The 25,173-nt window shown below is 66.8% G+C and carries 26 protein-coding genes; 12 read left to right on the forward strand and 14 right to left on the reverse strand.

All coding sequences use genetic code 11. The features are described from left to right. The first annotated feature begins 29 nt into the window (after nt 1-29). Nucleotides 30-257 carry a hypothetical protein gene (locus AC1RMY_RS10885; RefSeq protein ID WP_492864248.1) on the forward strand — a complete coding sequence of 76 codons (228 nt, stop codon included), beginning with the start codon at nt 30-32 and terminating at the stop codon, nt 255-257. On the opposite strand, the gene AC1RMY_RS10890 is transcribed toward AC1RMY_RS10885, so the two are convergent. Then, nucleotides 258-383, reverse strand: coding sequence for a hypothetical protein (locus AC1RMY_RS10890; RefSeq protein ID WP_492864249.1), 126 nt, complete (start codon nt 381-383; stop codon nt 258-260). Between the two features lie 225 nt (nt 384-608). On the opposite strand from AC1RMY_RS10890, the gene eno reads away from it, so the two are divergent. Next, entirely contained in the window at nt 609-1,892 is a 1,284-nt protein-coding gene (gene eno, locus AC1RMY_RS10895; RefSeq protein ID WP_492864251.1) for a phosphopyruvate hydratase, read from the forward strand. A gap of 64 nt (nt 1,893-1,956) precedes the next feature. Here the strand turns inward: eno and AC1RMY_RS10900 are convergent, their stop codons facing one another. After that, nucleotides 1,957-2,646, reverse strand: a complete 690-nt coding sequence (locus AC1RMY_RS10900; RefSeq protein ID WP_492864253.1) for a hypothetical protein — start codon at nt 2,644-2,646, stop codon at nt 1,957-1,959. Between the two features lie 199 nt (nt 2,647-2,845). On the opposite strand from AC1RMY_RS10900, the gene AC1RMY_RS10905 reads away from it, so the two are divergent. Beyond that, the gene (locus AC1RMY_RS10905) at nt 2,846-3,778 is read left to right on the forward strand and encodes a DMT family transporter (RefSeq protein ID WP_492864255.1); all 933 of its coding nucleotides are present in this window, start codon (nt 2,846-2,848) and stop codon (nt 3,776-3,778) included. Here AC1RMY_RS10905 and AC1RMY_RS10910 read toward each other — a convergent pair. From AC1RMY_RS10910 to AC1RMY_RS10930, 5 genes are all read right to left on the reverse strand, one after another. Beyond that, nucleotides 3,758-4,543: a hypothetical protein gene (locus tag AC1RMY_RS10910; protein ID WP_492864257.1), complete on the reverse strand. Its 786-nt coding sequence runs from the start codon at nt 4,541-4,543 to the stop codon at nt 3,758-3,760. The genes AC1RMY_RS10905 and AC1RMY_RS10910 overlap by 21 nt on opposite strands. Before the next feature lie 13 nt (nt 4,544-4,556). Further along, on the reverse strand, nt 4,557-5,729 hold the full coding sequence (gene tgt / locus AC1RMY_RS10915) for a tRNA guanosine(34) transglycosylase Tgt (RefSeq protein ID WP_492864258.1): 1,173 nt from the start codon (nt 5,727-5,729) through the stop codon (nt 4,557-4,559). 212 nt (nt 5,730-5,941) lie between these two features. Further along, nucleotides 5,942-6,301 (reverse strand): ArsC family reductase, encoded by a 360-nt coding sequence (locus AC1RMY_RS10920; RefSeq protein WP_492864260.1) that lies wholly within the window; start codon nt 6,299-6,301, stop codon nt 5,942-5,944. A 12-nt stretch (nt 6,302-6,313) separates the two neighbouring features. After that, on the reverse strand, nt 6,314-7,021 hold the full coding sequence (locus AC1RMY_RS10925) for a glutathione S-transferase N-terminal domain-containing protein (RefSeq protein WP_492864262.1): 708 nt from the start codon (nt 7,019-7,021) through the stop codon (nt 6,314-6,316). 132 nt (nt 7,022-7,153) lie between these two features. Further along, nucleotides 7,154-7,897 (reverse strand): GntR family transcriptional regulator, encoded by a 744-nt coding sequence (locus tag AC1RMY_RS10930; RefSeq protein ID WP_492864264.1) that lies wholly within the window; start codon nt 7,895-7,897, stop codon nt 7,154-7,156. Nucleotides 7,898-8,157: 260 nt separating this feature from the next. On the opposite strand from AC1RMY_RS10930, the gene AC1RMY_RS10935 reads away from it, so the two are divergent. From AC1RMY_RS10935 to AC1RMY_RS10965, 7 genes are all read left to right on the forward strand, one after another. Further along, nucleotides 8,158-9,267: an ABC transporter substrate-binding protein gene (locus AC1RMY_RS10935; RefSeq protein WP_492864266.1), complete on the forward strand. Its 1,110-nt coding sequence runs from the start codon at nt 8,158-8,160 to the stop codon at nt 9,265-9,267. 2 nt (nt 9,268-9,269) lie between these two features. Then, nucleotides 9,270-10,340 carry an ABC transporter ATP-binding protein gene (locus AC1RMY_RS10940; protein ID WP_492864268.1) on the forward strand — a complete coding sequence of 357 codons (1,071 nt, stop codon included), beginning with the start codon at nt 9,270-9,272 and terminating at the stop codon, nt 10,338-10,340. After that, nucleotides 10,337-11,173, forward strand: a complete 837-nt coding sequence (locus AC1RMY_RS10945) for an ABC transporter permease (protein WP_492864270.1) — start codon at nt 10,337-10,339, stop codon at nt 11,171-11,173. The genes AC1RMY_RS10940 and AC1RMY_RS10945 overlap by 4 nt, the downstream gene beginning before the upstream one ends. Further along, nucleotides 11,170-11,970: an ABC transporter permease gene (locus AC1RMY_RS10950; RefSeq protein WP_492864272.1), complete on the forward strand. Its 801-nt coding sequence runs from the start codon at nt 11,170-11,172 to the stop codon at nt 11,968-11,970. Before AC1RMY_RS10945 ends, AC1RMY_RS10950 begins: the two co-directional genes overlap by 4 nt. Then, on the forward strand, nt 11,970-12,878 hold the full coding sequence (locus AC1RMY_RS10955; RefSeq protein ID WP_492864274.1) for a polysaccharide deacetylase family protein: 909 nt from the start codon (nt 11,970-11,972) through the stop codon (nt 12,876-12,878). Before AC1RMY_RS10950 ends, AC1RMY_RS10955 begins: the two co-directional genes overlap by 1 nt. A 189-nt stretch (nt 12,879-13,067) precedes the next feature. Continuing rightward, entirely contained in the window at nt 13,068-13,976 is a 909-nt protein-coding gene (locus tag AC1RMY_RS10960) for a polysaccharide deacetylase family protein (protein WP_492864276.1), read from the forward strand. Next, nucleotides 13,973-14,632 carry an aspartate/glutamate racemase family protein gene (locus AC1RMY_RS10965; RefSeq protein WP_492864278.1) on the forward strand — a complete coding sequence of 220 codons (660 nt, stop codon included), beginning with the start codon at nt 13,973-13,975 and terminating at the stop codon, nt 14,630-14,632. Before AC1RMY_RS10960 ends, AC1RMY_RS10965 begins: the two co-directional genes overlap by 4 nt. 16 nt (nt 14,633-14,648) lie before the next feature. Here AC1RMY_RS10965 and AC1RMY_RS10970 read toward each other — a convergent pair whose 3' ends face one another. The 7 genes from AC1RMY_RS10970 to AC1RMY_RS11000 all read right to left on the reverse strand — a co-directional run bounded on the left by AC1RMY_RS10970 (nt 14,649) and on the right by AC1RMY_RS11000 (nt 22,388). After that, nucleotides 14,649-16,148 (reverse strand): amidohydrolase family protein, encoded by a 1,500-nt coding sequence (locus AC1RMY_RS10970; protein WP_492864280.1) that lies wholly within the window; start codon nt 16,146-16,148, stop codon nt 14,649-14,651. 184 nt (nt 16,149-16,332) lie between these two features. Next, complete coding sequence (locus AC1RMY_RS10975; RefSeq protein WP_492864282.1) at nt 16,333-17,187, reverse strand: NHL repeat-containing protein; 855 nt, start codon at nt 17,185-17,187, stop codon at nt 16,333-16,335. Nucleotides 17,188-17,336: 149 nt separating this feature from the next. After that, nucleotides 17,337-18,251, reverse strand: coding sequence for an allantoinase PuuE (locus AC1RMY_RS10980; RefSeq protein ID WP_492864284.1), 915 nt, complete (start codon nt 18,249-18,251; stop codon nt 17,337-17,339). A 105-nt stretch (nt 18,252-18,356) separates the two neighbouring features. Next, a complete protein-coding gene (locus tag AC1RMY_RS10985; RefSeq protein ID WP_492864286.1) occupies nt 18,357-19,175 on the reverse strand; it encodes an ABC transporter permease in 819 nt (272 codons plus the stop codon). A 9-nt stretch (nt 19,176-19,184) separates the two neighbouring features. Next, nucleotides 19,185-20,048: an ABC transporter permease gene (locus tag AC1RMY_RS10990; RefSeq protein ID WP_492864288.1), complete on the reverse strand. Its 864-nt coding sequence runs from the start codon at nt 20,046-20,048 to the stop codon at nt 19,185-19,187. A gap of 187 nt (nt 20,049-20,235) precedes the next feature. Then, nucleotides 20,236-21,264, reverse strand: coding sequence for an extracellular solute-binding protein (locus tag AC1RMY_RS10995; RefSeq protein WP_492864290.1), 1,029 nt, complete (start codon nt 21,262-21,264; stop codon nt 20,236-20,238). Nucleotides 21,265-21,278: 14 nt separating this feature from the next. Further along, the gene (locus AC1RMY_RS11000) at nt 21,279-22,388 is read right to left on the reverse strand and encodes an ABC transporter ATP-binding protein (RefSeq protein WP_492864293.1); all 1,110 of its coding nucleotides are present in this window, start codon (nt 22,386-22,388) and stop codon (nt 21,279-21,281) included. A gap of 170 nt (nt 22,389-22,558) precedes the next feature. Here AC1RMY_RS11000 and AC1RMY_RS11005 point away from each other — a divergent pair, with 170 nt between their 5' ends. Together AC1RMY_RS11005 and AC1RMY_RS11010 are read left to right on the forward strand one after the other, a co-directional pair. Further along, nucleotides 22,559-23,980 carry an amidase gene (locus tag AC1RMY_RS11005; RefSeq protein ID WP_492864294.1) on the forward strand — a complete coding sequence of 474 codons (1,422 nt, stop codon included), beginning with the start codon at nt 22,559-22,561 and terminating at the stop codon, nt 23,978-23,980. A gap of 72 nt (nt 23,981-24,052) precedes the next feature. Then, on the forward strand, nt 24,053-25,084 hold the full coding sequence (locus tag AC1RMY_RS11010; RefSeq protein WP_492864296.1) for an LLM class flavin-dependent oxidoreductase: 1,032 nt from the start codon (nt 24,053-24,055) through the stop codon (nt 25,082-25,084). Nucleotides 25,085-25,173: the final 89 nt, after the last annotated feature.

The following is a 25,173-nucleotide window of genomic DNA, read 5'->3' on the forward strand; positions in this document are numbered from 1 at the left end:
CGCGCACAGACGAGCGACGCCATCAGCCCATGATCATTGCCGGCATCTTGTTTCTCGTGGGAATACTGATCGGCCTTTCGTATAATTATCTCGCCATCATCGCGGCGAGCCTCGCCATGACACTGATCATGGTCCCTCTGTGGGCGTTCCGGGGGGAGTTCGGCGTTTTCAGCATCCTGGTCTGGATCGGCTATCTCTTCGCGATCCAGAGCGGCTTCCTCGTCGGCGGATATGTCCGCACGCAGGACGATTCCTGATCACCAGAACCAGACGGCGCGGCCCGCCAGCACACAGAGCCCCGCCCACCAGGCCATGGTGACGGCGACCGAAGCCAGCACAAGCCCCAGCGAAGGGCGGCGGCTATTGGGCATGATACGGAACATCTTCGTCTCCCGATGAAACAGTCGGCCTGCAAACATCGCGAAAGCCGCAAGATTGGGACCAGAACCCGGCGCGACAATGGAGCACTCTACGCGCGGACGCCGCCAGCCAGCGAGATTTCGCTGCGATGCCCCCGGCCCGCCCGTCGGATTGAGGCTTCCCGAGCGCAAAGCCGTTGGCTAGAAGCGCGGCTGACACTCCTTCCTGCGTCCGCCACGGAGCTTTCCATGACCGCGATCATCGACATCATCGGCCGCCAGATCCTCGACTCGCGCGGCAATCCCACGGTCGAGGTCGATGTCGTGCTGGAGGACGGCTCGATGGGCCGCGCCGCCGTTCCCTCCGGCGCCTCGACAGGCGCGCATGAGGCGGTCGAACTGCGCGACGGCGACAAGAGCTGCTATCTCGGCAAGGGCGTGCTGAAGGCGGTCGAGGCCGTCAATGTCGCGATCGCCGAGCAGCTCGTCGCGATGGACGCCGAGGACCAGGTCGCCATCGACGAGGCGATGATCGAGCTCGACGGCACTCCCAACAAGAGCAAGCTCGGCGCGAACGCCATCCTCGGCGTCTCGCTCGCCGTCGCCAAGGCCGCCGCCGAGGCCGCCGGCCTGCCGCTCTACCGCTATGTCGGCGGCACCTCGGCCCGCATCCTGCCCGTGCCGATGATGAACATCGTCAATGGCGGCGCCCATGCCGACAACCCGATCGACTTCCAGGAATTCATGATCATGCCGATCGGCGCTCCTTCCTTCTCGGAAGGGCTGCGGATGGGCTCGGAGATCTTCCACACGCTCAAGAAGAAGCTCCACGACGCCGGTCACAACACCAATGTCGGCGACGAGGGCGGCTTCGCTCCTAACATCAAATCGGCGGAAGCGGCGCTCGATTTCGTGATGCAGGCCATCGAGGCCGCCGGCTACAAGCCGGGCGAAGACATCGCGCTGGCGCTCGACTGCGCGGCCACCGAGTTCTTCAAGGATGGCGCTTATGTCTATGAGGGCGAGCGCAAGACCCGCGAACCCAAGGCGCAGGCGAAGTACCTCGCCAAGCTCGTCGGCAGCTATCCGATCGTCTCGATAGAGGATGGCATGTCCGAGGATGACTGGGAGGGCTGGAAGGCGCTGACCGATCTCGTCGGCGGCAAGTGCCAGCTCGTCGGCGACGACCTCTTCGTCACCAATGTCACGCGCCTGTCGCGCGGCATCAAGGAGAAGACGGCCAACTCGATCCTGGTCAAGGTCAACCAGATCGGCTCGCTGACCGAGACGCTGGCCGCCGTCGAGATGGCCCAGCGCGCTGGCTACACCGCTGTGATGTCGCATCGCTCCGGCGAGACCGAGGATTCGACCATCGCCGATCTCTCGGTCGCGACGAATTGCGGGCAGATCAAGACGGGCTCGCTCGCCCGCTCCGACCGGACGGCGAAGTACAACCAGCTCCTGCGCATCGAGGAGGAGCTCGGCGCCCAGGCGGTCTATGCCGGCCGCGCCGCGCTGAAGGCGCTGGCCTGAGCGCTAGAACATTGTTGACACGTTTTCTTCACGCGAACCGGTATCCACTTCGCTTGAAAACGCTCTAGAGGCGCGGCAGCAGGTCCGAGGCGCGCGACAGCGTCCAGCTTCCTGCCGCGCCGACGAGGCCGACCGCGCCGGAAACCGCATCGCCGATGCGCGAGACCGGCGCGGGAACGGCCACGCCAAGGACTCTGCGCTGCGGCGGCCTTGCCGTCTCGGCAGCCGCGGGAACATTCGCCGCGACCTGCTCTGGAGTGACGTGCGCCGGCGCGATCTGGAGCGGCGCCGTATCGGCCGCCACAACGGCACGTTCGACGGCGGGCCTGCGGGGCGGAAGCGCCTGCGCCTGAACGGCACGGGCGCGCGGCTCGCTCGCAGTCACCGACCTGGTCTGCGGCAGGGCCACGATGTCGGTGACGGGCTGCGTCCATTCCAGTGCCATCGGCATCACGATCGCGGCCGGGCTGACGAGGCCCGTCACCTCGGGTGTCCGCATCGGCGTATCGCCGCCGACCGTGTCATGGTGGCGTTCGCGGATCTTGCCGTCCAAGGCGACCGGCGAAAGCCAGCGCTCGGCGACCATCGCACTCGTCTCGACCTGCTCCGCCGCGCTTCCGAAGAACGGCAGGGCGATGCTGCCCGGAAGAGCCAGCGCCGCCGCCGCGAACGCAGAGGCGACCACCGAGACGGCCGCCTGATTGCCGACACCGCGCAGGAAGCGGGCCGAAGCCGCAAAGACAGAACCCGACATGTCCGAAGCTCCTCGTTGAACCCCAGCAGGAGAACACCGCGGCCCGGCGCGATAACGGCCGAGGCTGGGATTAATTGCGGTGCTTCGTCTCCAATTGTTTCCGGGCCTCATCGGTCGAGCTGCACCTGCGAACGCGACGCGCAGGCGCCATGCAGCCGCCGCGCTAACGCCGGACCGGCATCCGGGCGATACCGGACGCATGGACCAGATGTCGCCTTTGTCCGAAGCCACGCAGATTCGCGAGAAGCGTCGCTGGCGGCTCGCCTTTTCCGGCATGGTTCTGGCCATGCTGATCTTCGGCTCGAACTTCGTGATCAGCCGCCATGCCGTTCTCAACGGCCTGACCTCGCACGACCTTCTGGCGTTGCGCTTCGGCATCGCCGGGCTCCTGCTGCTCCCCGGTTTCATCGCCAGCGGCGTCGGGAGCTGCGGCGGCATCGGCTGGGGGCGCGGCATCCTGCTCGCCATCATGAGCGGTTTCCCGATGAGCTTCCTGCTGCTGACCGGCGTGACCTATGCGCCGGCGGCCCATGGCGCGACGATCGGGCCGGGGCTGGTCACCGTGATCAGCATCATCGGCAGCGTGGTGCTCTTCGGGGCGGTGATCACGCGCCAGCTCGTGCTCGGCATCGCCGGCGTGCTGCTCGGCCTCGTCTGCCTCGGCATCGCCGGCACGACGCATACCAACCCTTCGATCCTGTTCGGCGACCTCTGTTTCGTCGGGGTTGGGCTGATCTGGGGGATGTATCCGCTGCTGGTGCAGCTCTGGCGCCTCGATGCGCTGAAGGTGACGAGCGTCGTCGCCGTGCTGTCGATGGCCTACCTGCCGTTCTACGCGCTGTTCTTCTTCCGGGGCTTCGATGTCGCGCCCTGGTGGGTGATCGTGCTGCACGGAATCAATCAGGGCGTGCTCAACGTCATCCTGGGGCTGTGGCTGTGGAGCCTGGCTGCGCGTGCGCTGGGACCGGCTGTGGCCGGGCGCTTCCCGCCGACCATTCCCGTCATCGGCACGCTGCTCGCCATCCCGGTTCTCGGTGAGGTTCCAACGGGACTGCAGGTGGCAGGCATCGTCCTGATCATTGGCGGGCTGTTCGTCGCCTCCTGGCGGCGCTCAGCGCGCGCCGCGGTTTAGGCGCATCAGCGCGAGGTTCCAGCCGACGCAGATCGCGAGGCCCAGCGTCAAGGACCAGGCCGAGCCGAGCGGGATTGCCGTCAGATGCACGGCAGCCAGCGCCAATCCGAAGCCGATCAGGGCGAGAGCGCCGTTGGCGATGACGGCTGCGGTGGCCGGGCCGCCAATCCTCGGCTGCAGCATCGCGATCATGCTGGACAAGACCACCGGCAGCGCCGCCAGCGAGCCGGACCAGGTCGGCCCCACATAGGCGCTGACGGTCGTCACCGCGCCGGCAAGCGACGCGACGAAGGCCGCGCGCATCGGGATCAGATGCCAGGGCCGGCCCGGCGGCTGCTTCGGCCGGGCGGCGAGATAAGGCCGGAAGAGCCAATGCAGGCCGGCATAGACCAGGACCGTCGCTGCGATCATGACCGAGAAGGACGGCTCGAGCGCGCGCAGCAGGAACAGTACCGCCGTCCAGGCCAGCAGCGCGGCGGCGAGGCAGGCGAGCGTGCCGAAGCGCTGGGCCAGCAGCACATAGGCGAGACTCAAGCCGGCATTGGCGAGGTTCGAGGTCATGCCGCCGAGCGCGCCCCGTGCGATAAAGGCCGCGTCATGCTCGAGCGCGAGGAAGACCAGCACCGGCCCGGCCGAGATCGGCAACGTCGCGATCATCGCCGCGATCATCGGTCCGCTGCGCTCGGCCAGCAGCGAGCAACCGACGACGACTGCGGCGGCGGTCGCCATCTTCAAGGCCAGCATCAGGAACCAGGGGTCGAGCATCGCCAGGGATCGCTCAGGCGGCGCCGGACACGTCGCCCCTGGCCCAACCCTCTTTCGTTTCCGCGACGAAGTCGGCCAGACGGCCGGCCGCAATCGCGGCGCGCAGCCCCGCCGTCAGCTCCTGGTAGTAGGCAAGGTTGATCCAGGTCAGCAGCATCTTGCCGAGCATCTCCTCGGCCTTGACGAGGTGGTGGAGATAGGCGCGCGACCAGCCATTGGCCGCCGGGCAGGACGAGGTTTCGTCGACCGGGCGCGGATCCTCGGCATGCTTGGCGTTCTTCAGGTTCATGCGGCCGAAGCGCGTGAAAATCTGGCCGTGGCGGCCGGCGCGCGTCGGCATGACGCAGTCGAACATGTCGACGCCGCGCAGCACCGCCTCGACGATGTCGTCGGGCGTGCCGACGCCCATCAGGTAGCGCGGCTTGGCCTGCGGCAGATGCGGCTCGACCGTCTCGATCATCGCCAGCATCACCTCCTGCGGCTCGCCTACCGCGAGCCCGCCGATGGCGTAGCCCTTGAGGTCCATCCCCGCGAGTTCCCGCGCGCTCTCGACCCGCAGATGCGGCACCGCCCCACCCTGCACGATGCCGAAGAGCGCCCTGCCGGCCGGGTTTCCGAATGCCTCCTTGCAGCGCTGCGCCCAACGCAGCGACAGGCGCATCGCCTTCTCCGCGACTTTGTCCTCGCAAGGCAGCGAGACGCATTCATCGAGCTGCATGACGATGTCGGAGCCGAGCAGGTTCTGGATCTCGACCGAGCGCTCCGGGCTCAGCATGTGCTTCGAACCGTCGATATGCGACTGGAAGGTCACTCCCTGCTCCGTGAGCTTTCGCAGATTGGCGAGCGACATCACCTGAAACCCGCCGGAATCGGTCAGGATCGGGTGCGGCCAGTTCATGAAGCGATGCAGGCCACCGAGCCTGGCGACGCGCTCGGCGCCGGGCCGCAACATCAGGTGATAGGTGTTGCCGAGCACGACATCAGCGCCGAGCGCCCTCACCTGCTCGGGATACATGCCCTTGACGGTCGCAGCCGTGCCGACCGGCATGAAGGCGGGCGTGCGGATCGTGCCGCGCGGCATGCGGATCTCGCCGCTGCGCGCGGCGCCGTCGCGAGCCTGCAGATGGAAGGTGAAGTCGGTGATCCCGGCGGTCTCGGGCTGCGGAAATTGGGGCTGTTCGGTCATGCGCTGCGAGGTAGAGCAGCACGGATGTTTAGGGAAGAGGCCTGGAAGCGGGGTGGGGCATCCCAGCCCGCCGAGCCCAGACACGTGTCATCCCGGGCAAACGGCGATAGCCGTGCCGATCCGGGATCCATGCCGGAGCCCTTCCAATAGACGTTCAGGCATGGATGCCGGGTCTTCGTTTCGCTGCACCCGGGATGACCCGCGTCCTTTAATCACTCCGTTCCGGAAAGTGCCGCCTCGTACAGCTCCGGTTTGAACCCCACGATGGTCCGGCCCTTGCCGAGATCGAGCACCGGGCGCTTGATCATCGATGGCTGCGCCAGCATCAGGGCGATCGCCTTGCCCGCGTCGAGGCCGTGCTTTTCGGCGTCCGGCAAGGCGCGGAAGGTCGTGCCGGCACGGTTGAGAACCGTCTCCCAGCCATGCTCCTCAACCCAGCGCTCCAGCGAGGCAGGGTCGATGCCGCTCGCTTTGTAGTCATGGAAGCCCGCGGCGACGCCATGGCCTTCCAGCCAGGCACGCGCCTTCTTCATCGTATCGCAGTTCCTGATGCCGTAGATGGTGATCGCCACGTCGCCAGCTCCTCACACCGGACGCTTCGGGCTGTCGAGCCCGCGCTGCACCGCCGGCCGCGCCAAGCCGCGCTCCAGCCAGGCCGGGACGTTCTTGAGACTGGCATAGTCGACCAGCTCGCCGGCGCCGTAGAAGCCGACGAGATTGCGGACCCAGCCGAGCGAAGCGATATCGGCGATGGTGTATTCGTCACCCATGATCCAGTCGCGGCCGGCCAGCCGCGTCTCCAGCACGCCGAGCAGGCGCTTGCTCTCGGCGGCGTAGCGATCGCGCGGGCGCTTGTCCTCGTAGTCCTTGCCCGCGAACTTATGGAAGAAGCCGAGCTGGCCGAACATCGGCCCGATCGCCCCCATCTGGAACATCACCCACTGGATGGTCTCGTAGCGGGCGGCGGGGTCGGCCGGGATCAGCTTGCCGGTCTTCTCCGCGAGATAGATCAGGATCGCGCCCGACTCGAACAGGCCGAGCGGCTTGCCGCCCGGGCCATCGGGATCGATGATCGCCGGGATCTTGCCGTTGGGGTTGAGCGAGAGGAATTCCGGCCCCCAGGTCTCGTTCTGGCCGATATTGATCGTGTGCGGCTCATAGGGCAGGCCAAGCTCCTCCAGCGCGATCGAGACCTTCACGCCATTGGGCGTCGGCAGCGAGTAGAGCTGGATGCGGTCAGGATGTTTCGCCGGCCAGCGGGCCGTGATCGGAAATGCGGACAGATCTGCCATCGAAAGCTCCACAGACACCACAGGCGCCGAGGAATCGACGCAAGGACGGGCGGGACGATAGTCGCCCTGCCCGGCCGCGCAATCTCACAGGAGCGTCAATTGCCCCCCGGCTGCAGCAACCTCGTCGCGCGTTCAGTGCGGGACGGCTTCGCGCTCGGCTAGCGAGGAGGGATCACGGCCGGCGCCGCCCTGCTCGGCATGGAACGCCGCGATGGCCTCGGCCAGCATGGTCTCGATCGGCGGGCTCGCATCGTCGCAGGTGATCGGTCGCAGCCTGGTTTCGACCAGAGACAGATGGCTGCTCATCGCCTTGACGGCCTTGTTGCGCTCTCCGGCCGCAAGCGCCTTGAAGATCAGCCGGTGCTCCTCGCAACCGCAGGCCGAGCCGGCCGTCGTCTCGTAGCGCTTCACCAGCATCAGCGTGCGGTTGATGAGTTCGAGCGCCTGCCGCTGGACGATCGGGTTCCCGATCATCTCGGCCAGCAAGTAATGGAACTCGGCCGAAAGCTTCAGCCAGGTCGGCTGGTCGCCGCGGCGCAGCGCGTCGGCCTCGGCATCGACATGCTCGCGCAGGCGAAGCAACTGCGGCTCGGTCAGGTTGTCGGCGAGATGGGCGACCATGCCGCTTTCGAGGATGCGCCGCGCCTCGTAGACGACGCGCCCCTCGCGCAAATCGGGCTCGATGGTGAAGGCGCCGCGGTTCTTGACGATCTCCAGCAGGCGCTCATGGCCGAGCCGGTGCAGCACCTTGCGGATGCGCTCGCGGCTGACACCGAAGATCTCGGCCAGGCGATGCTCGCCGAGCTTCATCCCGCCCGGCAAGCCGCCGGCCAGGAGGAAGCGGGACAGGATCGCGTGAATCGTCGCTTCGTTCATTTCAGCCGTCTCAGAGCAGTTTTCCATCCGCCTTCGATCCGGCACAGCGGAAAGGCTGCATCGGAACCAACCTCATCATAGCATCCAAGACGCCACTCTTTATGCACATTCGATCAGCGATTGTGCACAAAATTAGCGCCTCTTCGCCCGTTAACGAGCCTCTCACCGGCGAAGACAATGAATCCGAAAACATCACCATCTATCTGAAAATAAACAATATATGCTGATCTCTTCAACCTCCTCTCCAATTGGCACAACGGTTGCTCAAGCTGTCGGATATCCGCGCCGTCCGGAGCGCGCCGAAGCTGAAAGGCCAGACCATGGACATGCTGTTCACGAGCAAGACGACCCGCCGCTCGCTGCTCAAGGCCGGCGCCGGCGCAGCCGCCCTGATCGCCTCGCCTTCCGTGCTGCGGGCGCAGACCAAGGAACTCGTCGTCGGCGGCGCGGCCGGCCACAAGCCCTGGGTCGAGCAGATCGTCGTTCCGGCCTTCGAGAAGAAATACAAATGCAAGGTGCTCTTTGAAGGCACTCGCTCCCTCGTCAACCTGGAGAAGATGCAGAAGAACAAGGGCAGCCAGTACATGTCGGTCGTCCAGATGGACGATCCGGTGATGATCCTGGCCGTGAAGGAAGGGCTGCTCGAGCCGCTCACAGTCGCCAAGGCGCCGAACCTCGCCGATCTCCTGCCGGGCTCCACGCATATGGACGGGATGTGGGCGAACTACCTTCAGCCATGGCTCGGCGTCGCCTACAGCAAGAACGCGATGAAGAGCCCGCCCTCGTCCTGGGCCGAGATGTTCGACCCGAAATACAAGGGCCGCATCGTCATCCCGTCGCTGCAGAACACCGAAGGCCTGCCGTCGCTGTTCGTCGCCGGTCTGCTCGCCGGCGGCACGATGGAGAGCGTGCAGAAGGACACCGATGCCGGGTTCAAGAAGCTCGCTTCGCTCAAGCCGAACCTGCTGACGATCTACACGCAGCAGCCGCAGGCCTTCAATCTGCTCGAACAGGGCGAGGCCTGGATGATCGGGCCGGCGATGTCGTCCTATGCGCTGGAGCGCAAGGCGGCGGGCGCTCCGATCGACCTCGTCGCGCCGAAGGAAGGCGTCTTCGCCATGCCGTCCGGCATCGCGGTGATCAAAGGCGCGCCGCAGTCGGAACTCGCCTTCGCCTATGTCAACGAACTGCTCGGGGCCGAACTCCAGAGCAAGCTTGCCGGACCGACCTTCTCGCTCGCCACCAACAAGGCCGTGCCGAAGCCGGCGGGGCTGGGCGCCGACGTCAAGATCCATCAGATCGACTGGGCCAATGTCGCCGCCCAGCGCAACGACTGGGTCAAGCGCTGGGATCGCGAGATGGCGATCTGAGCATGGCGGACGGTTTCCTGTCCGTCGCCGGGGCGGCGAAGACGTTCGGCAGCGCCACCGTGCTGGACGGGGTTGATCTCTCGATGAGCCGGGGCGAATTCGTCTCGCTGCTCGGCCCCTCGGGCTGCGGCAAAACCACGCTTCTGCGCATCCTGGCCGGGCTGATGCGGCCCGACCAAGGCAAGATCGCGCTCGACGGAAAGGACATCACGCGGCAGCCGCCGCACAAGCGCGATGTCAGCGTCGTGTTCCAGAGCTATGCGCTGTTTCCTCATCTCAGCGTCGCCGAGAACGTCGCCTTCGGGCTGAAGGCGCGCGGCGCGCCCTCAGCCGAGATCGCGCCCGCCGTGGCACGCTTTCTCGACCTCGTGCAGATGGGCGCCTATGCCGACCGCTCGATCAAGGCGCTCTCGGGCGGCCAGCAGCAGCGCGTCGCGGTGGCGCGCGCGCTGGTCGTCGGGCCGAAGCTGCTCCTCCTCGACGAGCCGTTTTCGGCGCTCGACCGCAAGCTGCGCGAGACGATGCAGATCGACCTCAAGCGCCTGCTGCGCGAGGTCGGCACGACCGCGATCTTCGTGACACACGACCAGGACGAGGCGCTGACGATGTCGGACCGGATCGCGGTGATGTATCGCGGCCGGATCGAGCAGCTCGACGTGCCGGCCGAGATCTATCGCAAGCCGGCCACGCCCTTCGCCCTCGGCTTCGTCGGTCTGTCGACCCGCCTGCCGGGCAAGGTCACGGAGTCGGCCGGAGGCATCGTGACGGTCGCAACTGCTGCCGGCCTGCTGCGCGCCCGCGGCAACTTCCTGCCGGACAGCCCCGTGCTCGTCGGGGTCAGGCCCGAGCGCATTGCCCTCGATCATGATCGCGCCAACCGGATCGAAGCGCCGCTCTCCGACGCTGCCTTCCAGGGCGCGCGCGTGCAGCTTCATTTCCGGGCTCCCGCAGACGGCCAGATCCTGGTCGAGGCGCCGGCCCTGCCCGCCGCAGCAGGTCCCGGCACGAGCCTTCCCATGTCCTGGGACGTGGAGGACACGCTGATTTATCCGGCACCGGCACTGTCCTCATGAACGTAGCGCGACGTCTCGACCCCGTTCTCCTGCTCGCCCTGCCCGCGGTCCTCTATCTCGCGATCATCTATGGCGTGCCGCTGCTCGTCCTGCTCGGACGCAGCGTCATGGTCGGCGGCATGCCCTCGCTCGCGCCCTTCGCCGGCTTCCTGTCCGACCCGTTCAGTTGGACGGTGATCTGGAACACGGTCCGCATCGCCGTGCTGGTCACGCTCGTCTGCCTCGTCATCGGCTATCCGACGGCACTGGCGCTGGCCCGAGCCGGCGGCATCGCGCAGGCGCTGATCCTGGTCGCGATCATCCTGCCGCTCTCGGTCGGCGTCGTGGTCAAGGCCTTCGCCTGGCAGATCGTGTTGAGGCGCGACGGCGTCGTCTCGCAACTGATGACGGGACTGGGTCTCTGGAGCGAGCCTCAGCGCCTGCTCTTCACGGAGGCCGGACTCGTCATCGGCGCTGCCAATGTCTTCGTGCCCTTCATGATCCTGCCGATCTATTCGGTGCTGAAGCTGGTCGATCCGCGCCTCGGCGAGGCGGCGGCGACGCTCGGCGCCTCGCCGCTCTACCGCTTCTTCAAGGTCGCACTGCCGCTCTCGCTGCCGGGCATCGTCACCGGGGTCGCCTTCGTCTTCTCGATGGCGGCCTCGATGTACGTCATCCCGAACCTGCTGATCGGCGACCGCTTCCAGACGCTGGCGACGCTGACCGGCCGCTCCTTCCTGTTCATGCGCAACGAGCAGCTGGGATCGACGACCGCAGTGGTGCTGCTGGTGCTGACCGTCGCGGTGGTGGTCGGCAGCGCAGCCCTCTCCAAGCGGCTGGGAGGCGCCTCGTGACCGGAATCGAGCGCATCGCCTCCGTCGTCGTCTGGGCGCTGGCCACCTTCACCGTCCTCTTCCTGCTGACGCCGCTGGTCGTGACGGTGCTGGTCTCCTTCGGCTCCAGCGCCGTCTTCACCCTGCCGGCGCCGAGCTGGTCGCTACGCTGGTATCAGGCGCTGGGCCGCTCGCGCGAGCTCTGGCAGGTGGTCGCGGCATCGGTGCAGCTTGCGGCGCTCTCGACCGCCACCGCGCTGGCGTTGGGCACGCTCTGCGCCATCGGGCTGCTGCGCAGCCAGTTCAAGGCGCGCGACGCGATCGTCACCTTCCTGGTTTCGCCGCTGATGCTGCCGGGCCTCGTCATCGGCATCGCCATGCTGGAGACCTTCCGCGCGGCCGGGCTGCGCGATGTCTGGGCCAGCCTGATCCTCGCCCATGTCGTGATCACGCTGCCCTATGTGGTGCGGACCGTCTATGCAGCGCTGTCGCTGTTCGATTTCACGCTGATCGATGCGGCCCGCACGCTCGGCCTGCCCTATCCGAAGGCCGTGATGAAGGTGCTGGTGCCGGCGCTGGCGCCCGCCTTCCTGACATCGGGGATGTTCGCCTTCCTCGCCTCGATGGACAATTATCCGATCTCGATCTTCTTCACCGACGCCTGGACCAAGACCTTGCCGATTCAGATGCTGCAATATGTCGAGGAAAGCCCCGATCCGACGATCGCGGCAATCTCGGCGCTGCTGATCCTGCTCGCCGCCGCCGTGCTGGTCATCGGCGACCGGCTGGTCGGCCTGCGCCGCATGGCCGATCTCTGATGGCGTCCGAACCGGAGACCGACCGCGACTTTCGTGGCTATGGCAGCAATCCGCCTCAGATCCGCTGGCCGAAGGATGCTCGGCTCGCCGTGTCCATCGTCGTCAATGTCGAGGAAGGCGCGGAGCTTTCCATCGGCCAGGGCGACGAGCGCAACGAAAGCGTCTACGAAGTTGTCGAGGAGATCACCGGGGCCCGCGATCTCTGCATGGAGTCGCATTTCGAATACGGCCCGCGCGCCGGTTGGCCGCGCATCAGAGCGCTGCTGAAGCAGTATGGCGTCGCGGCCACGATCAACGCCAATGGCCGGGCGGTCGTGCTCTCGCCCTGGCTGGTGCAGGAAGCGGTCGCCGACGGCCACGAGATCGCCGCCCATGGCTGGCGCTGGGAGCGCCACGCCCATATGAGCGAGGCGCAGGAGCGCGAGGCGGTCGCGCGCGCGGTGGCCGCGATCACCGAAGCGGCCGGCACGCCGCCGGTCGGCTGGCATACGCGCTCGGCAACATCCGTCAATACCCGCCGACTGTTGCTCGAGCATGGCGGTTTCCTCTACGATTCCAACGACTACAATGACGATCTTCCGTTTTTCGTCGATGTCGGGGGTGCCGAGCATCTCGTCCTGCCCTATGCCTTCGACACCAACGACATGCGCTTCCAGCGCGGCGGTGGCTTCGTCTTCGGTGATGATTTCGCGCGCTACTGCATCGACGCTTTCGACCGGCTCTACGAGGAAGGGGCCGGGGCGCCGCGGATGATGTCGGTAGGGCTGCATCTGCGGATCATCGGGCGGCCAGGGCGCATCGGCGGGCTGGAGCGCTTCCTGGCGCATGCGGCCTCGAAACCCGGCGTCTGGTTCGCCCGCCGTGACGCTATTGCAAGGCATTGGCTGGCGGCGAGTGGCAAGGGTTGAGTTTGACCGAGCCTGCCCACGTGATGGGCGGTCTCATAACGAGCCCTCATCCTGAGGAGCGCACCGCAGGGGTGCCTCTCGAAGGATGCTTCAGGAGGTTCCGGACGCATCTGGAGCATCCTACGAGACGCCGCTGCGCGGCTCCTCAGGATGAGGGCAAGGCGATGACGGCATCGGGGACTTTGAGCCATGACCCAACGCGACCTTGAAGGCTATGGCGGCGCCTGGCCTGATATCACCTGGCCGAACGGCGCCAAACTAGCCGTCTCGGTGGTGATCAATTTCGAGGAAGGTGCGGAGCTTCAGGTCGGCGACGGCGACGCGCGCTCCGAGAGCATGGGCGAGGTCGTCAGCGTCGTGCCGGCAGGGAAACGCGACCAGGGGCAGGAGCAGATCTTCGGATATGGCATGCGCGCCGGACTCTGGCGGATGCTCGATGCGCTGGATGAGAGTGCGGTCAAATCCACGATCTTCTTCTGCGGCCGAGCGGTCGAGCGCCTTCCGAGGCTCGCCCGGACGGTCGTGGAACGCGGGCACGAGCCGGCTGTGCATGGCTGGCGCTGGCGCCCGCATGCCGACTACGACACGCGCGAGGCCGAGGCTGTCGATATCGATGCTTGCGTCGAGACGATCACGGCCGCGACAGGCGTCCAGCCGGTCGGGTTCTTCTGCCGCGGCGGCGAAAGCCCCTGGACGCGCTCGTTGCTGGCCGAGAGAGGCTTCCTCTACACCTCGAACGGATTCGACGACGACCTGCCCTACTGGGACCGGAGGTCGGCGGAGAAGCCGCTTCTGGTCGTGCCCTATTCGCTCGACAGCAACGACATGAAGTTCTTCCATCCCAACGGCTTCGTCCGGTCGAGCGAGATGGTGGAGTATGTGACAGATGCGCTCGACGTGCTGGAGGCGGAAGCCGCGCGCGGCCTGCCGCGCCTGCTCAATCTCGGCTTCCATCTGAGGATCGTCGGCCGGCCCGCGCGCTTCGCGGCCTTTCGCGACATCTTGAACCTGCTGGCGGCGCGGCGCGACCGTCTCTGGATCGCCAGCCGCGCCGAGATCGCGCGCGCCTTCATCGCCGCCGTTCCGGGGACCCCATGACGCGCCTCCTCCTGATCAACCCCAACACCAATGCCGCCACCACCAACATGATGCGGGCCATAGCCCAGGCGGCGGCGCCCGGTGGCACGGTGATCGACGCACTGAGCGCCCCCTATGGCGTGCCGCTGATCACGAATGCCGAGGCGTTGGCGCAATCGGCCAAGGCCGTGCAGGCGATGGCGGGAGCCATCGCAACGACCCCGCCGGACGGCGTCATCATCTCGGCCTTCGGCGATCCCGGACTGACGGGATTACGCCATCGGCTGTCCTGCGCCGTGACGGGCATCGCCGAGGCGGGGATGGCGGAAGCGGGCTCGGGCCGGCGTCCCTTCGCCGTCGTGACGACGACGCCCGATCTGGTCGATTCGATCACAGCGCTGGCTCAGGCCTACGGCCATGGCGCAACGATGCGGGGCGTCGTCCTGACGGAGGGTGACGTGCATGCCGTCATGGCCGATCACGAAGCTCTCGTCGAAGCGCTCGCCAAGGCCTGTGCCCATGCCGTCGAGACGCTGAGAGCCGAGGCGCTGGTGATCGGCGGCGGGCCGCTCGGGCTGGCCGCGCAATCCCTCTCGATGCGCTTTCCAGTCCCGGTGATCGCGCCGATTCCAGCCGCTGTCCGGCTGGCGCAGAAGCGCGTCGCCAGCGGATTCTGACCGGGCGGCTGAGGTCCTATTCGTCGAGATAGCCGTCGTAGAAGCGGCGGACATGCGGCAGCAACGCCTGCGACAGCGCGACTCGATCCTGCTCAGCGATCGTCCTAGGCTTCGCCAACGCCTCGGCGAGACCCGCCAGCACGGCCTCGCGATCGATCTTCGTGAAACGGCGCTCGCGGTAGACGAACTCGCCGGCGATCATGACGCTGCACACGGCCTTCGCCTTGGCGCGCTGGACCAGCACCTCGACGAAGCCGAGCGCCTCGTCCTGATAGGGATACGTCACCGCCGGCCAGTCGAACAGCACGAGGTCGGCTGCCATGCCGGGCTCCAGCCGGCCGATGCGTCCGGCGAAGGGCGTCGTGCCGGCGCCGCCTGCGGTCGCCATGCGCAGCACCTGCGCCGATGAGGGATGCGGTGCGTCGATGCCAGGCTCGCGATGGGCGCGGAGCACGAGGCGCATCTCCTGCAGCATGTCGCGGTCGTCGTTGATGCCGGCCTCGTCGATGCCGATGGCGACGGGGATGCCCTGCGCCAGGAAGCGGTTGACGGGCGCCATACCGCTCTTCAGGCGGAAATTCGACGAGCAGTTGTGACAGACGCAGACGCCGCGCTCGGCAGCGATCTCGATGTCCGCCTCGCTCATCCAGACGCCGTGTCCGATGGTGAAATGCGGGCCGAGCAGGCCGAGCTTGTCGAGATGCGCCAGCGCCGAGCCGCCCGTGCGCTTGCGGGCATAGGCCTTCTGATACGGTGTCTCCAGCACATGCATATGCACCGGCAGGCCGGTGCGGCGCTGCAATTCGCCGGTCGTCTCGAGAGCTTTTTCCGACAGCCAGTGCAGGTTTGCCGGCGCGATCTGGATGCGGATGCGGTCGCCCTCGCCATGACGGGCGAGCAACTCGTCGAAGATCGCGACCTGGTCCGAGAGCGGCACAGTGAAACGCTGGAAGAAGGCACTCGCGGCCGGGCGAAGCTCCTCCGGCAGGCGTGCGACGAAATCCTGGTCAGCCTCGTAGACGAGCCGGTTCTGGTCGCGCAGCGCCATCGAATAGGAGGCACGCATGCCGATGTCGCGATAGGCTGCGATGACCTTCTCGGCGGCAGCAAGGATGTCGTCGGGCGTGCCCGGCGCGCGGCTGTGCAAATGCTGCACCGTGGTGACGCCACTCTCGATCATCTCGAAGGCCGAGAACAGCGTGTCGGCATAGAGATCGACATCGCGCAAGGCGATGCGGCTGGCGAACCAGAGTTCGAGCGGATAGTCGGGCGAGCCGAGCTGCAACGGCGTCAGCCCGACATGGTGATGCGCGTTGACGAGGCCCGGTGTAATCGCGAAATCGCGGCCGCCGGCCACCTCAGCATCGGGGTAGCGCGTCTTCAGTTCCGTAACAGGGCCGGTCGCGACGACGAGACCGCCGGCGCAGACGACGCCGGAATCGCGAAGGAGGACCGGCTCGCCTGCCGCATCGAAGCCGGTGAGAAGCGTCCCGCCCCAGATGATCTGCGTTGTCATGGTGTGTCTCCGACGGCATCCGGGTCCTCGCCGTCATTCCGGGGCGCACCAAAGGCGCGAGCCCGGAACCCATGAACACCACCAGATGCAAAAAAGCGCGGAGCGTGTCCGGCAATGACCGGTGGTCATCGGTTCCGGGCACTTCGCCGTCGCGATGCCCCGGAATGACGGCGTGGCTCCGTCGCTATTCTTCCAGCAATCGCAGCCGTGTCAGCCGGCTCGGGCTGCTCTCGGCCAGGAGAATGTCGCCGCCGGACATGCCGAAGATGCCGTGCGCGCCATTCAGGAAGGGCCGGCAGCGGCCGAGCTTTTCGCCCCACGGGCCGATCTTCTGCAGGGTGGGCTGCGTGTCGGTGACATAGGTGTTGCCGTCCGCGTCGCCCCAGATCGCGACGGGATCGCGAAAATGGGTCCAGCTCTGGAGATGCTCGCCATTGCGGTCGAAGACCTGGACGCGGTCATGGGTGCGATCGACGACGACGACGCGGCCATCGGCGTGGGTCCAGATCGCATGCGGCCAGCCGAACTGGCCGTCGCCGTCGCCATGCTCGCCCCAGCTCTGGACATGGACGCCATAGGCCGAGAAGCGGTGGATCCGGCTCGCCGCATAGCCGTCCGCAACATAGATGTCGCCCCAGGCCGAGACATGGACGTCAGTGGGGTGGTTGAAGGGCGCAAGCGGTTCGCCACGAGCCCCGAGCGCGCCCAGTCGCTCGCCGGCGGCCGAGCAGATGATGACCTCGTGCATGTCGCGATCGACGCAGAGGATGCGGCCCTGCGCATCCGCGGTCAGCATGTGGGAGTCGGCGATCAGGTTTCCGCCCCAGCCGCCGAGATACTCGCCCTCCGGCGAGAGTTCGATTACGCGTGGGTCATTGGGCTGGGTCAGGGGGTCGTGCCGGAGCATGACGAAGACGTGGCCGCGCGTATCGACCGTGACGTCCGTGACGAAACCGGAGTTCTGCGGCCAGGAGCCGAACGGGCGCTCGACGAGGTACCGGGCGTCGCCGAGGGCGACGATGAGTTCGGGAGTGGGCAAGGCGTTCCTCGTTCGATCGACAACAGAGCGGGCCGTCATTCCGGGCAAGCGAAGCGCAGACCCGGAATCCATCATAGGGCTGTCGTGCTTTACGATGGATTCCGGGTCTGCGCTTCGCTTGCCCGGAATGACGGCGGAGACGAACCAGCTTAACCCAGCTTGCCCGCAAACGGATGCGTCTTCGCCCAGTGCCGCGCAATATCGAGCCGGCCGGTGACCCACACGCCCTCGTGCTTCTGGACGTAGTCGAGGAAGCGGGCGAGACCGGCGGCACGGGCGGGGTGGCCGATCAGGCGCATATGCAGGCCGACCGACATCATCTTGGGCTGCGTGGCGCCTTCGGCATAAAGCATGTCGAAGGCGTCCTTGTGCCAGTCGAAATAGTCGTTCGAGGTCGCGAAGAAGCCCGAGCCGAACTTGCCGTCATTGTTGACCAGCGAATACGGCACGACCAGATGCGGCTTGCCGTCGACGACCTTCCAGTAGGGCAATTCGTCGTCGTAAGCATCTGAATCGTAGAGGAAACCGCCCTCCTCCACGACGAGCTTGCGGGTGTTCACGCTGGGCCCATAGCGGCAATACCAGCCGAGCGGGCGCTCGCCGATGGTCGCTTCCAGAGAAACGATCGCCTTGCGGATGTGCTCGCGCTCTTCCTCCTCGGTGAGGTCGTAATGCTTGATCCAGCGCCAGCCATGGCAGCAGACGTCGAAGCCCGAGGCCTTGATCGCGGCGGCGGCTTCCGGGTTGCGCTCGATGGCGAGCGCGCAGCCGAACACGGTCAGCGGCAGGCCGCGCTCCTGGAAGAGGCGCATCAGCCGCCAGAAGCCGACGCGGCTGCCATAGGCGAACATGCCCTCGCCGGCGAGATCACGCCCCTTGACGCCGGTCGGCAGGCCGTTCGCCTCGGTCAGGCCGAGCTCGGTATAGCCCTCGCCGTCCTGCACGGAGGGCTCGGAGCCTTCCTCGTAGTTCATCACGAAGTTGATCGCGATGCGGGCGCCGCCAGGCCATTTCGGATCGGGCGGATTGGCGCCGTAGCCGATCAGGTCGCGGTCATAGGTCATCCTCGTCTCCTCGACTGGCCAGCCACCTCGCAGCCTTCATCCTTCGAGACGCGCCCGCGGCGCTCCTCAGGATGAGAGCTGTGGTGAAAGGTCCGTTTTGCAACATCATCCGCTCATGCGCCGGGTCAGGCCAGTCAGGCGATCCATGACGATCATCAGGACCAGCGTCGCGGCGATCAGCACGCCGGCGATGGCGGCGATGCGGACATCGAGGGTCGATTCCATCATGCCCCACATCCGGATCGGCAGCATCGAGGTGCGGGCCGTCGACAGGAAGAGCGAGACGGGGACGTTGTCCATCGAGGAGATGAAGGCGAGGAAGCAGCCCGCGGCGATGCCGGGCGCGATCAGCGGTAGGGTGATCCGGCGGAAGCCGTAGAAGCGGCTCGCGCCGAGATTGGCCGAGGCCTCGAGCAGCGCCGGATCGAGCTGCGTCAGGCTCGCCAGGGTGGTGCGGAAGACGAAGGGCGCGATCACCACGAGGTGGCCGGCGATCAGCAGGTTGAGCGACGGCCGGATGCCGAGCACCGAGAAGAACATCAGAGCCGCCAGGCCATAGGCCAACGTCGGCAGCACCAACGGCGACAGGAAACTCGCCTCCAGGAAGCGGGCCGAGGGGCGCGCCACCCGCGTGATCGCCAGCGCCGCCAGCACCGAGAGGACGGCGCCGATCAATGTCGCCGTGCCCGCGACCCAGACGCTGTTCAGCGCCGCGGTGTGGATCTGGGCCGAGCGCGCGGTGTCGAACAATTCGCCATACCAGCGCAGCGACAGCCCCGGCGGCGGGAAGCGCAGGGTCTGCGATGTCGTGAAGGAGGTCGCGATGACGATCAGGACCGGCCCGATCAGGATCAGCACGGCGAGCCCGGCGAGAAGCCCGATGACCCAATTGTAGGTGACGTCGCCGAATGTCGAGCGCTGCATGGCCGGTCCTCAACTCGTCCTGGCAAACCGGCCGAGCCAGCTCAGCGCCATGATGCCCGCGAGCACGGTGAAGAGCAGCGTCAGCGAGGCCACCGCCGCGAAGGGCCAGTTATAGACCACCGTCACCTGCTGGTAGATCAGCGCTGGAAGATAGACGAGCCGCGCGCCGCCGATCACCGATTGCGAGATGAAAGCCGTCGTCGCCGAGGCGAAAACCAGCGTCGCACCGGCGATCCAGCCCGGCAGGGTCAGCGGCAGCACGACCCTGAAGAAGGTCCGCCATTTCGAGGCGCCGAGCGCGCGCGAGGCGTCGATCAGATTCTGGTCCATCTGGTTCATGATGGTCAGCAGGGGCAGCAGCATCAGCGGCATCTCGATCTGCGTCAGCGCAATGACGAGGCCGAGCTCGGTCTGGAGCAGGTTGAGCGGCGTCGCGGTGATGCCGAGCGCGATCAGCGTCTGGTTGATCACGCCCTCGCGCGCCAGGATGACGATCCAGGCGAAGGTGCGGATCACGACCGAGGTCAGCAGCGGCATCAGGATGATGAAGATCAGCACGCGCTGGGCGCGGGGACCCGAGGCGCGGAAGACCAGCGCCAGCGGATAGGCGAGCAGCGTCGTCGCGACGACCGCGAAGACGCCGAGCTTCAGCGTGTCGAGGATAACCTTTCGGTAGAAGGCATCGCCGTAGAACTTCGTCCAGGAGTCGAGGCCCAGCCGAGTCTGCTCGGAATCGGCATAGAAGCTGACTCCGAGCAGGATCGCGAAAGGCGCCGCGAAGAAGACGAGATAGGTCAGGCCAAGCGGCGCCGCGAGGCGCCAGTCGACCTTCTCCGTCCTCGCCGGCGCGGCCGTGATCGCGGCTGCGGCCATCAGTGGCGCACTCTCTCTGCACCCATTGCCACGTCATTCCGGGCACCCGAAGGGCGACCCGGAATCCATCGTAGAGTGCAATCCTGGATCAGGTTCGGCCCGACGATGGATTCCGGCGCTGCGCCGCTGACGCGGCTTGGCCGGAATGACGGCAGGAGGTTGTCGACCGCGAGCACGATCCGCCGCCTTACTTCGTAATCTCCTTGTTGAAGCGCTCGATCCAGGCCGCGCGCTGCGGATTGATCTTGGTCCAGTCATGCGTGACCATCTTCGACAGCTCGTCGAGCGACTTGATGTCGAGCGAGGGGTCGAGCGGTGTCTCGGCGTTGATCGGCACCATGTTGTAGGGCGGCTTCTGCAGCGCATTCTGGATGTCGGCCGAGATCGCGGTGTCGATGTATTTGTAGGCCGCGTCGACGTTCTCAGCGCCCTTCACGATGTGCAGCGTGGTCTGGAAGGTGATCGAGCCGGATTCCGGCGCGATATAGGCGATGTCGACGCCGCGCCCTTTGAGGATCGCGACCGTGTTGGTGTTGCCGTACATGATGTCGACCTGGCCCTGCTGGAACAGGCCCGGCAGCGCGGCCGGGGTCGCGATAGCGGCGACCTTCGGCACGGCCTCCTTCAGCACCTTGAACACGGGCTCCATATTTGCCTCGGAACCGCCGAAGGCCTTGGCGATCTCGATCAGCGAGACGGTGCCGAAGGTGGTCTGGAAGCCGGTGAGGCCGAGGCGCTCGACATAAGGGCTCTTGAAAAGGTCGGCCCAGGTCTTGGGCGGGTTCGGGAACTTCTTGGGGTTGTAGGCGATGCCGACGACCTGCGCGTTGCAGGTCACGGCATGGGAGGTGATCAGGCCCCTCGGCACCTTGCCGGCATTGGAAAGCTTCTTGGCGTCGATAGGCTCGAACAGGCCGGCCTGCATCGCGGCCGCGGCCGGGCCGGGGTCGAGCACGAAGCAGTCGAACGGCGGCACCCCGCGCGCGGCGCGAACTTTCGCGACCTGGTCGACCGCGAAGAGCGCGTCGAATGCGACATCGACGCCGAAATTCTTCTTCAGCGCCGGCGCAACGACGCCGCGGTATGCCTCTTCCCAGGTGCCGGGGTAGATCGCTGCGGTGAGGTTGCCGGCGGCATGGGCCGGGCGCACGAGCGCTCCGGCAAGGCCGAGAGCGGCAGCGCCTGCCATCAGGTCGCGACGTGTCATGGCTGTCATGGGAACACTCCGGGTCAGGGGTTGGAGGCTGGGAAAAGCGCCGGCCGGGCATGGCCGGAGAGCCCGCAATGGACGGCGCCGGCGCTACCGGACGCCATGCCAGGACGGCGCGCGATGGCGACCTTGAGCGACTCGCCGGCCTCGCTAACGACGTCGTGGATCAGCTCGCCTCCGATCGGCAGGCTGAGCTTGAGCGAGACCGGGATGCGATCGGGCGCCGGTTCGTCGGCCAGCAGCATCTGCTCCGGCCTCACGGAGACGATAACCGGCTGGCCGGGCTCGAAACGGGCTTGCGACGGCACCATCCATGCCGCGCCATTGGCGAGCACGACGCGGTAGCCGCCCTCGACCGGCGCCTCGACCTTGCCGTTCAGGAGGTTGCTGGAGCCGATGAAGTTGTTGACGAACAAGGTCGCCGGCTCGTCATAGACCTGCACCGGCGTGCCGAGCTGCTCGATCCGGCCCTGACTCATCACGGCGATGCGGTCGGCGATCGCCATCGCCTCGTCCTGGTCATGCGTGACCATGATCGCGGTCAGGGCGAATTGCCGCTGCAGGCGTTTGATCTCGATCTGCATGTCGAGACGCAGATTTTTGTCGAGCGCGGCGAAGGGCTCGTCGAGCAGGAGGATGCGCGGACGCATGGCGAGCGCGCGGGCCAGCGCCACGCGTTGCTGCTGGCCGCCGGAAAGCTGCTTCGGCTTGCGGTCGGCGAATCTGGCCATCTGCACGGTGGCCAGCATTTCCTCGACGCGCTGCGCTTGCATCTCACGGCTCTCGCCGCGCGCCGCGAGCCCATAGGCGATGTTCTGCGCCACCGTCATATGCGGGAAGAGCGCATAGTTCTGGAAGACGATGCCGATCTCGCGGCGGTTCGGCGGCAGTGTGTCGATCGGCCGGCCATCGATCAGGACCTTGCCGTTGCCCTGCTGGATGAAGCCGGCGACGATGCGCAGCAATGTGGTCTTGCCGCAGCCGGAGGGGCCGAGCAGGGCCACGAGTTCGCCGCCCTTGACCTCGAGCGTGACATTGTCGACCGCGAGGCCGCCGCCATAGCTGTGCGTGATGCCGTCGAGCGTCAACGGCTGGGCGGTCATCGCGCCGATCGGGGCAGGCACAGACATCTGAATGGCGACGGTCCTCCGGCGAGTTCAGAGCGGGGAAGCCAGCAACAGCCGTGCCAACCGCGCCCCTGTCGGCGCATCCCCGCTGCGCGCCTGACAGCCCCCCACCCCGCTGCTATGGCTCGAAACCCCGCAGGTCGCCCCCGCGACCGCCACGATGGACACCGCCGATGACCGAGATCTTCGCGCCCTGGCCCGCGCTTGTCGAAATCGCGGAGGCGGTTCGCTCGGGACGGAGGTCCGCACGGGCTCAGACCACGGAAGCGCTGCGCCGCATCGCGCTTCTGAACGGCGCGCTCAACGCCTTCGTCTCGGTCGATCCCGACGATGGGCTGGCGCGGGCGGAGGCCGTCGACGCACGCATCGCAGCGGGCGAAGACCTGCCGCTCGCCGGCGTGCCGATCGCGATCAAGGACAATATCTGGGTGAAGGGCCGACGGATCACGCAGGGCTCGCATCTCTTCGCGGATTTCGTAGCGCCGGAGGATGCGGTGGCCGTCGCCCGGCTCGTCAGGGCGGGGGCAGTGATTGTCGGCATCGCCAACACCGCCGAATTCGCTGCCAAGGGCCAGACCACCAACCTGCTGCACGGCGCGACGCGCCATCCGCTGAACCCAGCGCTGACGCCGGGCGGCTCGTCGGGCGGGCCGGTCGCGGCCGTGGCGAGCGGCATGGTGCCGTTTGCACTCGGCACCGACGCCGGCGGCTCGAGCCGGCGCCCGCCGGCCCATACCGGCCTCGTCGGCTTCAAGCCCTCCTTCGGCGCGATCCCCTATGGGCCGGGTTTCGAGGAGCCGTTCTTCGGCATCTCCTGCCATTGCCCGATCGCGCGGACGGTCGCGGAGACGGTAATGGCCTTCGAGGTGATGGCGGGCCCCTCGCCGCTCGATCCGCATTCGATCCTGATCGAGGCAGAGGCCACTCGCAGGCAGCAGGCCATGCGGATAGCATTCAGTCCGAAATGGGGGCTGGATGCCCCCGTCGCCCCGGAGGTCTCCACCTGCATCGCGAGCGTTGTAGAGCGGCTGCGCAACACCGGCTTAGATGTCATCACGCGCGACCCCGTCTGGCCGGCCGGCGCCGCCGAGACGGGCCTCGCACCGCTTCAGCAGGCAGGCCTTGCGTCGCTTTATGGCGAGGCCTGGCAGGAGAAGCCAGTGCGGATCGACCCCGATCTAGGCGCCCAGATCTCGGCAGGGCTCGGTTATCGCGGCACGGATGTCACCGACGCCCTGCTGCTCTCGGAGCGCGTCGCCGTCGCGGCGTCCGGCTTCTTCGCCTCGGGCGATGTCGATGCGCTGATCGGCCCGACAACGCCCTGCACCGCCTGGCCGGTGGAGAAACTCGGGCCCGACAGCATCGACGGCGTCGCGGTCGGCCCGCGTGGCCACGCCGTATTCACGCCGCTGTTCAACCATTCGCGCCAGCCGGCGATCTCGATCCCCTGCGGCGTCGACAGCGCGGGCCTGCCCATCGGCCTGCAGATCGTGATGCCGCGACTGAAGGACCGCAGCCTGCTGGTGCTGGCCGCGCAGATCGAGGCGGTGCTCGGCACGCCCGCCGCGCTGCCTGCATCGTCATCAATCGCATAAGCATTCGGCAGAACCATTCACCGCCGGGGCGGCGATCGCCCCGGTGCAGCCCTTTCGTCATCAGGAATTGCCATGTCTGACGCTCTGGAACTCGGCCTCGACACTTTCGGCGACGTCACCTCGGGAGCCGACGGGGCGCTGCTGCCGCATGCGCAGGTGATCCGCAACCTGATCGAGGAGGCGATCCTCGCCGACAGCCTCGGCATCGACTTCATCGGCGTCGGAGAACATCACCGGGCCGATTTCGCGATCTCGACGCCGGAAACGGTGCTCGCAGCCATCGCCGCCAGGACGAGCCGCATTCGGCTGGGATCGGCCGTGACGGTGCTGAGCTCCGACGATCCGATCCGGGTGTTTCAACGCTTCTCGACGGTGGATGCCATCTCGAACGGGCGCGCCGAGGTCATTCTCGGACGCGGCTCCTTCACCGAATCCTTTCCGCTCTTCGGCTACGATCTCAGCCAGTACGAAACGCTGTTCGCCGAGAAACTCGACCTCTTCGCTGCGCTGATCGGCCAGAAGGCGGTGACCTGGCAGGGAACGATCCGTCCTGCCCTGAAGAATCAGGCCGTGTTTCCGCCGATCGAGCGAGGGGCCTTGCGGACATGGATCGGCGTCGGCGGTAGCCCGGAATCTGTCGTCCGCGCAGCGCGCTATGGTTTGCCCTTGATGCTCGCGATCATCGGTGGCGATCCGGCCCGCTTTGCTCCTTATGCCGATCTCTATCGCCGCGCCTTCGCTCAACTCGGCGAACCCGTCCTGCCGATCGGCGTGCATTCGCCGGGCTTCGTCGGCGAGACGGATGGGCAGGCGCGCGACGCCTTCTTCACGGACTACAAGCGCATGCGCGACCGCATCGGCTCGGAGCGCGGCTGGCCGCCGATGGGCCGCGACGAGTTCGAACGCGAGGTCGAGCAGGGCTCGCTCTATGTCGGCTCGCCGGAGACGGTCGCGCGCAAGATCGCGACGACCATCCGGACGCTCGGGCTTTCGCGCTTCCAGATGAAGTACAGCGCTGGCCCGCTGTCGCATGAGAAGATGCTCGCAAGCATCGCGCTCTACGGGGAAAAGGTCGTCCCGTTGGTGCGCGACATGCTCGCCTGACGGCGCGAAAACCACTTCCGACATTCGTCACCGCTTCCGCTCCCCGCCGCCCAATAAGGTGGTTGACGACGCATGTCTTTCTGCTAGCG

The sequence above is a fragment of the Allobosea sp. GW822-FHT03F07 genome, from assembly GCF_058801345.1.

What these genes read in the sequence shown, in the direction of transcription:
- AC1RMY_RS10885 (WP_492864248.1), top strand. Translation starts at nt 30, where the DNA reads ATGATCATTGCCGGCATCTTGTTTCTCGTGGGAATACTGATCGGCCTT.
- AC1RMY_RS10890 (WP_492864249.1), bottom strand. Translation starts at nt 383, where the DNA reads ATGTTCCGTATCATGCCCAATAGCCGCCGCCCTTCGCTGGGGCTTGTG.
- eno (WP_492864251.1), top strand. Translation starts at nt 609, where the DNA reads ATGACCGCGATCATCGACATCATCGGCCGCCAGATCCTCGACTCGCGC.
- AC1RMY_RS10900 (WP_492864253.1), bottom strand. Translation starts at nt 2,646, where the DNA reads ATGTCGGGTTCTGTCTTTGCGGCTTCGGCCCGCTTCCTGCGCGGTGTC.
- AC1RMY_RS10905 (WP_492864255.1), top strand. Translation starts at nt 2,846, where the DNA reads ATGGACCAGATGTCGCCTTTGTCCGAAGCCACGCAGATTCGCGAGAAG.
- AC1RMY_RS10910 (WP_492864257.1), bottom strand. Translation starts at nt 4,543, where the DNA reads ATGCTCGACCCCTGGTTCCTGATGCTGGCCTTGAAGATGGCGACCGCC.
- tgt (WP_492864258.1), bottom strand. Translation starts at nt 5,729, where the DNA reads ATGACCGAACAGCCCCAATTTCCGCAGCCCGAGACCGCCGGGATCACC.
- AC1RMY_RS10925 (WP_492864262.1), bottom strand. Translation starts at nt 7,021, where the DNA reads ATGGCAGATCTGTCCGCATTTCCGATCACGGCCCGCTGGCCGGCGAAA.
- AC1RMY_RS10930 (WP_492864264.1), bottom strand. Translation starts at nt 7,897, where the DNA reads ATGAACGAAGCGACGATTCACGCGATCCTGTCCCGCTTCCTCCTGGCC.
- AC1RMY_RS10940 (WP_492864268.1), top strand. Translation starts at nt 9,270, where the DNA reads ATGGCGGACGGTTTCCTGTCCGTCGCCGGGGCGGCGAAGACGTTCGGC.
- AC1RMY_RS10945 (WP_492864270.1), top strand. Translation starts at nt 10,337, where the DNA reads ATGAACGTAGCGCGACGTCTCGACCCCGTTCTCCTGCTCGCCCTGCCC.
- AC1RMY_RS10955 (WP_492864274.1), top strand. Translation starts at nt 11,970, where the DNA reads ATGGCGTCCGAACCGGAGACCGACCGCGACTTTCGTGGCTATGGCAGC.
- AC1RMY_RS10960 (WP_492864276.1), top strand. Translation starts at nt 13,068, where the DNA reads ATGACCCAACGCGACCTTGAAGGCTATGGCGGCGCCTGGCCTGATATC.
- AC1RMY_RS10965 (WP_492864278.1), top strand. Translation starts at nt 13,973, where the DNA reads ATGACGCGCCTCCTCCTGATCAACCCCAACACCAATGCCGCCACCACC.
- AC1RMY_RS10970 (WP_492864280.1), bottom strand. Translation starts at nt 16,148, where the DNA reads ATGACAACGCAGATCATCTGGGGCGGGACGCTTCTCACCGGCTTCGAT.
- AC1RMY_RS10980 (WP_492864284.1), bottom strand. Translation starts at nt 18,251, where the DNA reads ATGACCTATGACCGCGACCTGATCGGCTACGGCGCCAATCCGCCCGAT.
- AC1RMY_RS10985 (WP_492864286.1), bottom strand. Translation starts at nt 19,175, where the DNA reads ATGCAGCGCTCGACATTCGGCGACGTCACCTACAATTGGGTCATCGGG.
- AC1RMY_RS10990 (WP_492864288.1), bottom strand. Translation starts at nt 20,048, where the DNA reads ATGGCCGCAGCCGCGATCACGGCCGCGCCGGCGAGGACGGAGAAGGTC.
- AC1RMY_RS10995 (WP_492864290.1), bottom strand. Translation starts at nt 21,264, where the DNA reads ATGACAGCCATGACACGTCGCGACCTGATGGCAGGCGCTGCCGCTCTC.
- AC1RMY_RS11000 (WP_492864293.1), bottom strand. Translation starts at nt 22,388, where the DNA reads ATGTCTGTGCCTGCCCCGATCGGCGCGATGACCGCCCAGCCGTTGACG.
- AC1RMY_RS11005 (WP_492864294.1), top strand. Translation starts at nt 22,559, where the DNA reads ATGACCGAGATCTTCGCGCCCTGGCCCGCGCTTGTCGAAATCGCGGAG.
- AC1RMY_RS11010 (WP_492864296.1), top strand. Translation starts at nt 24,053, where the DNA reads ATGTCTGACGCTCTGGAACTCGGCCTCGACACTTTCGGCGACGTCACC.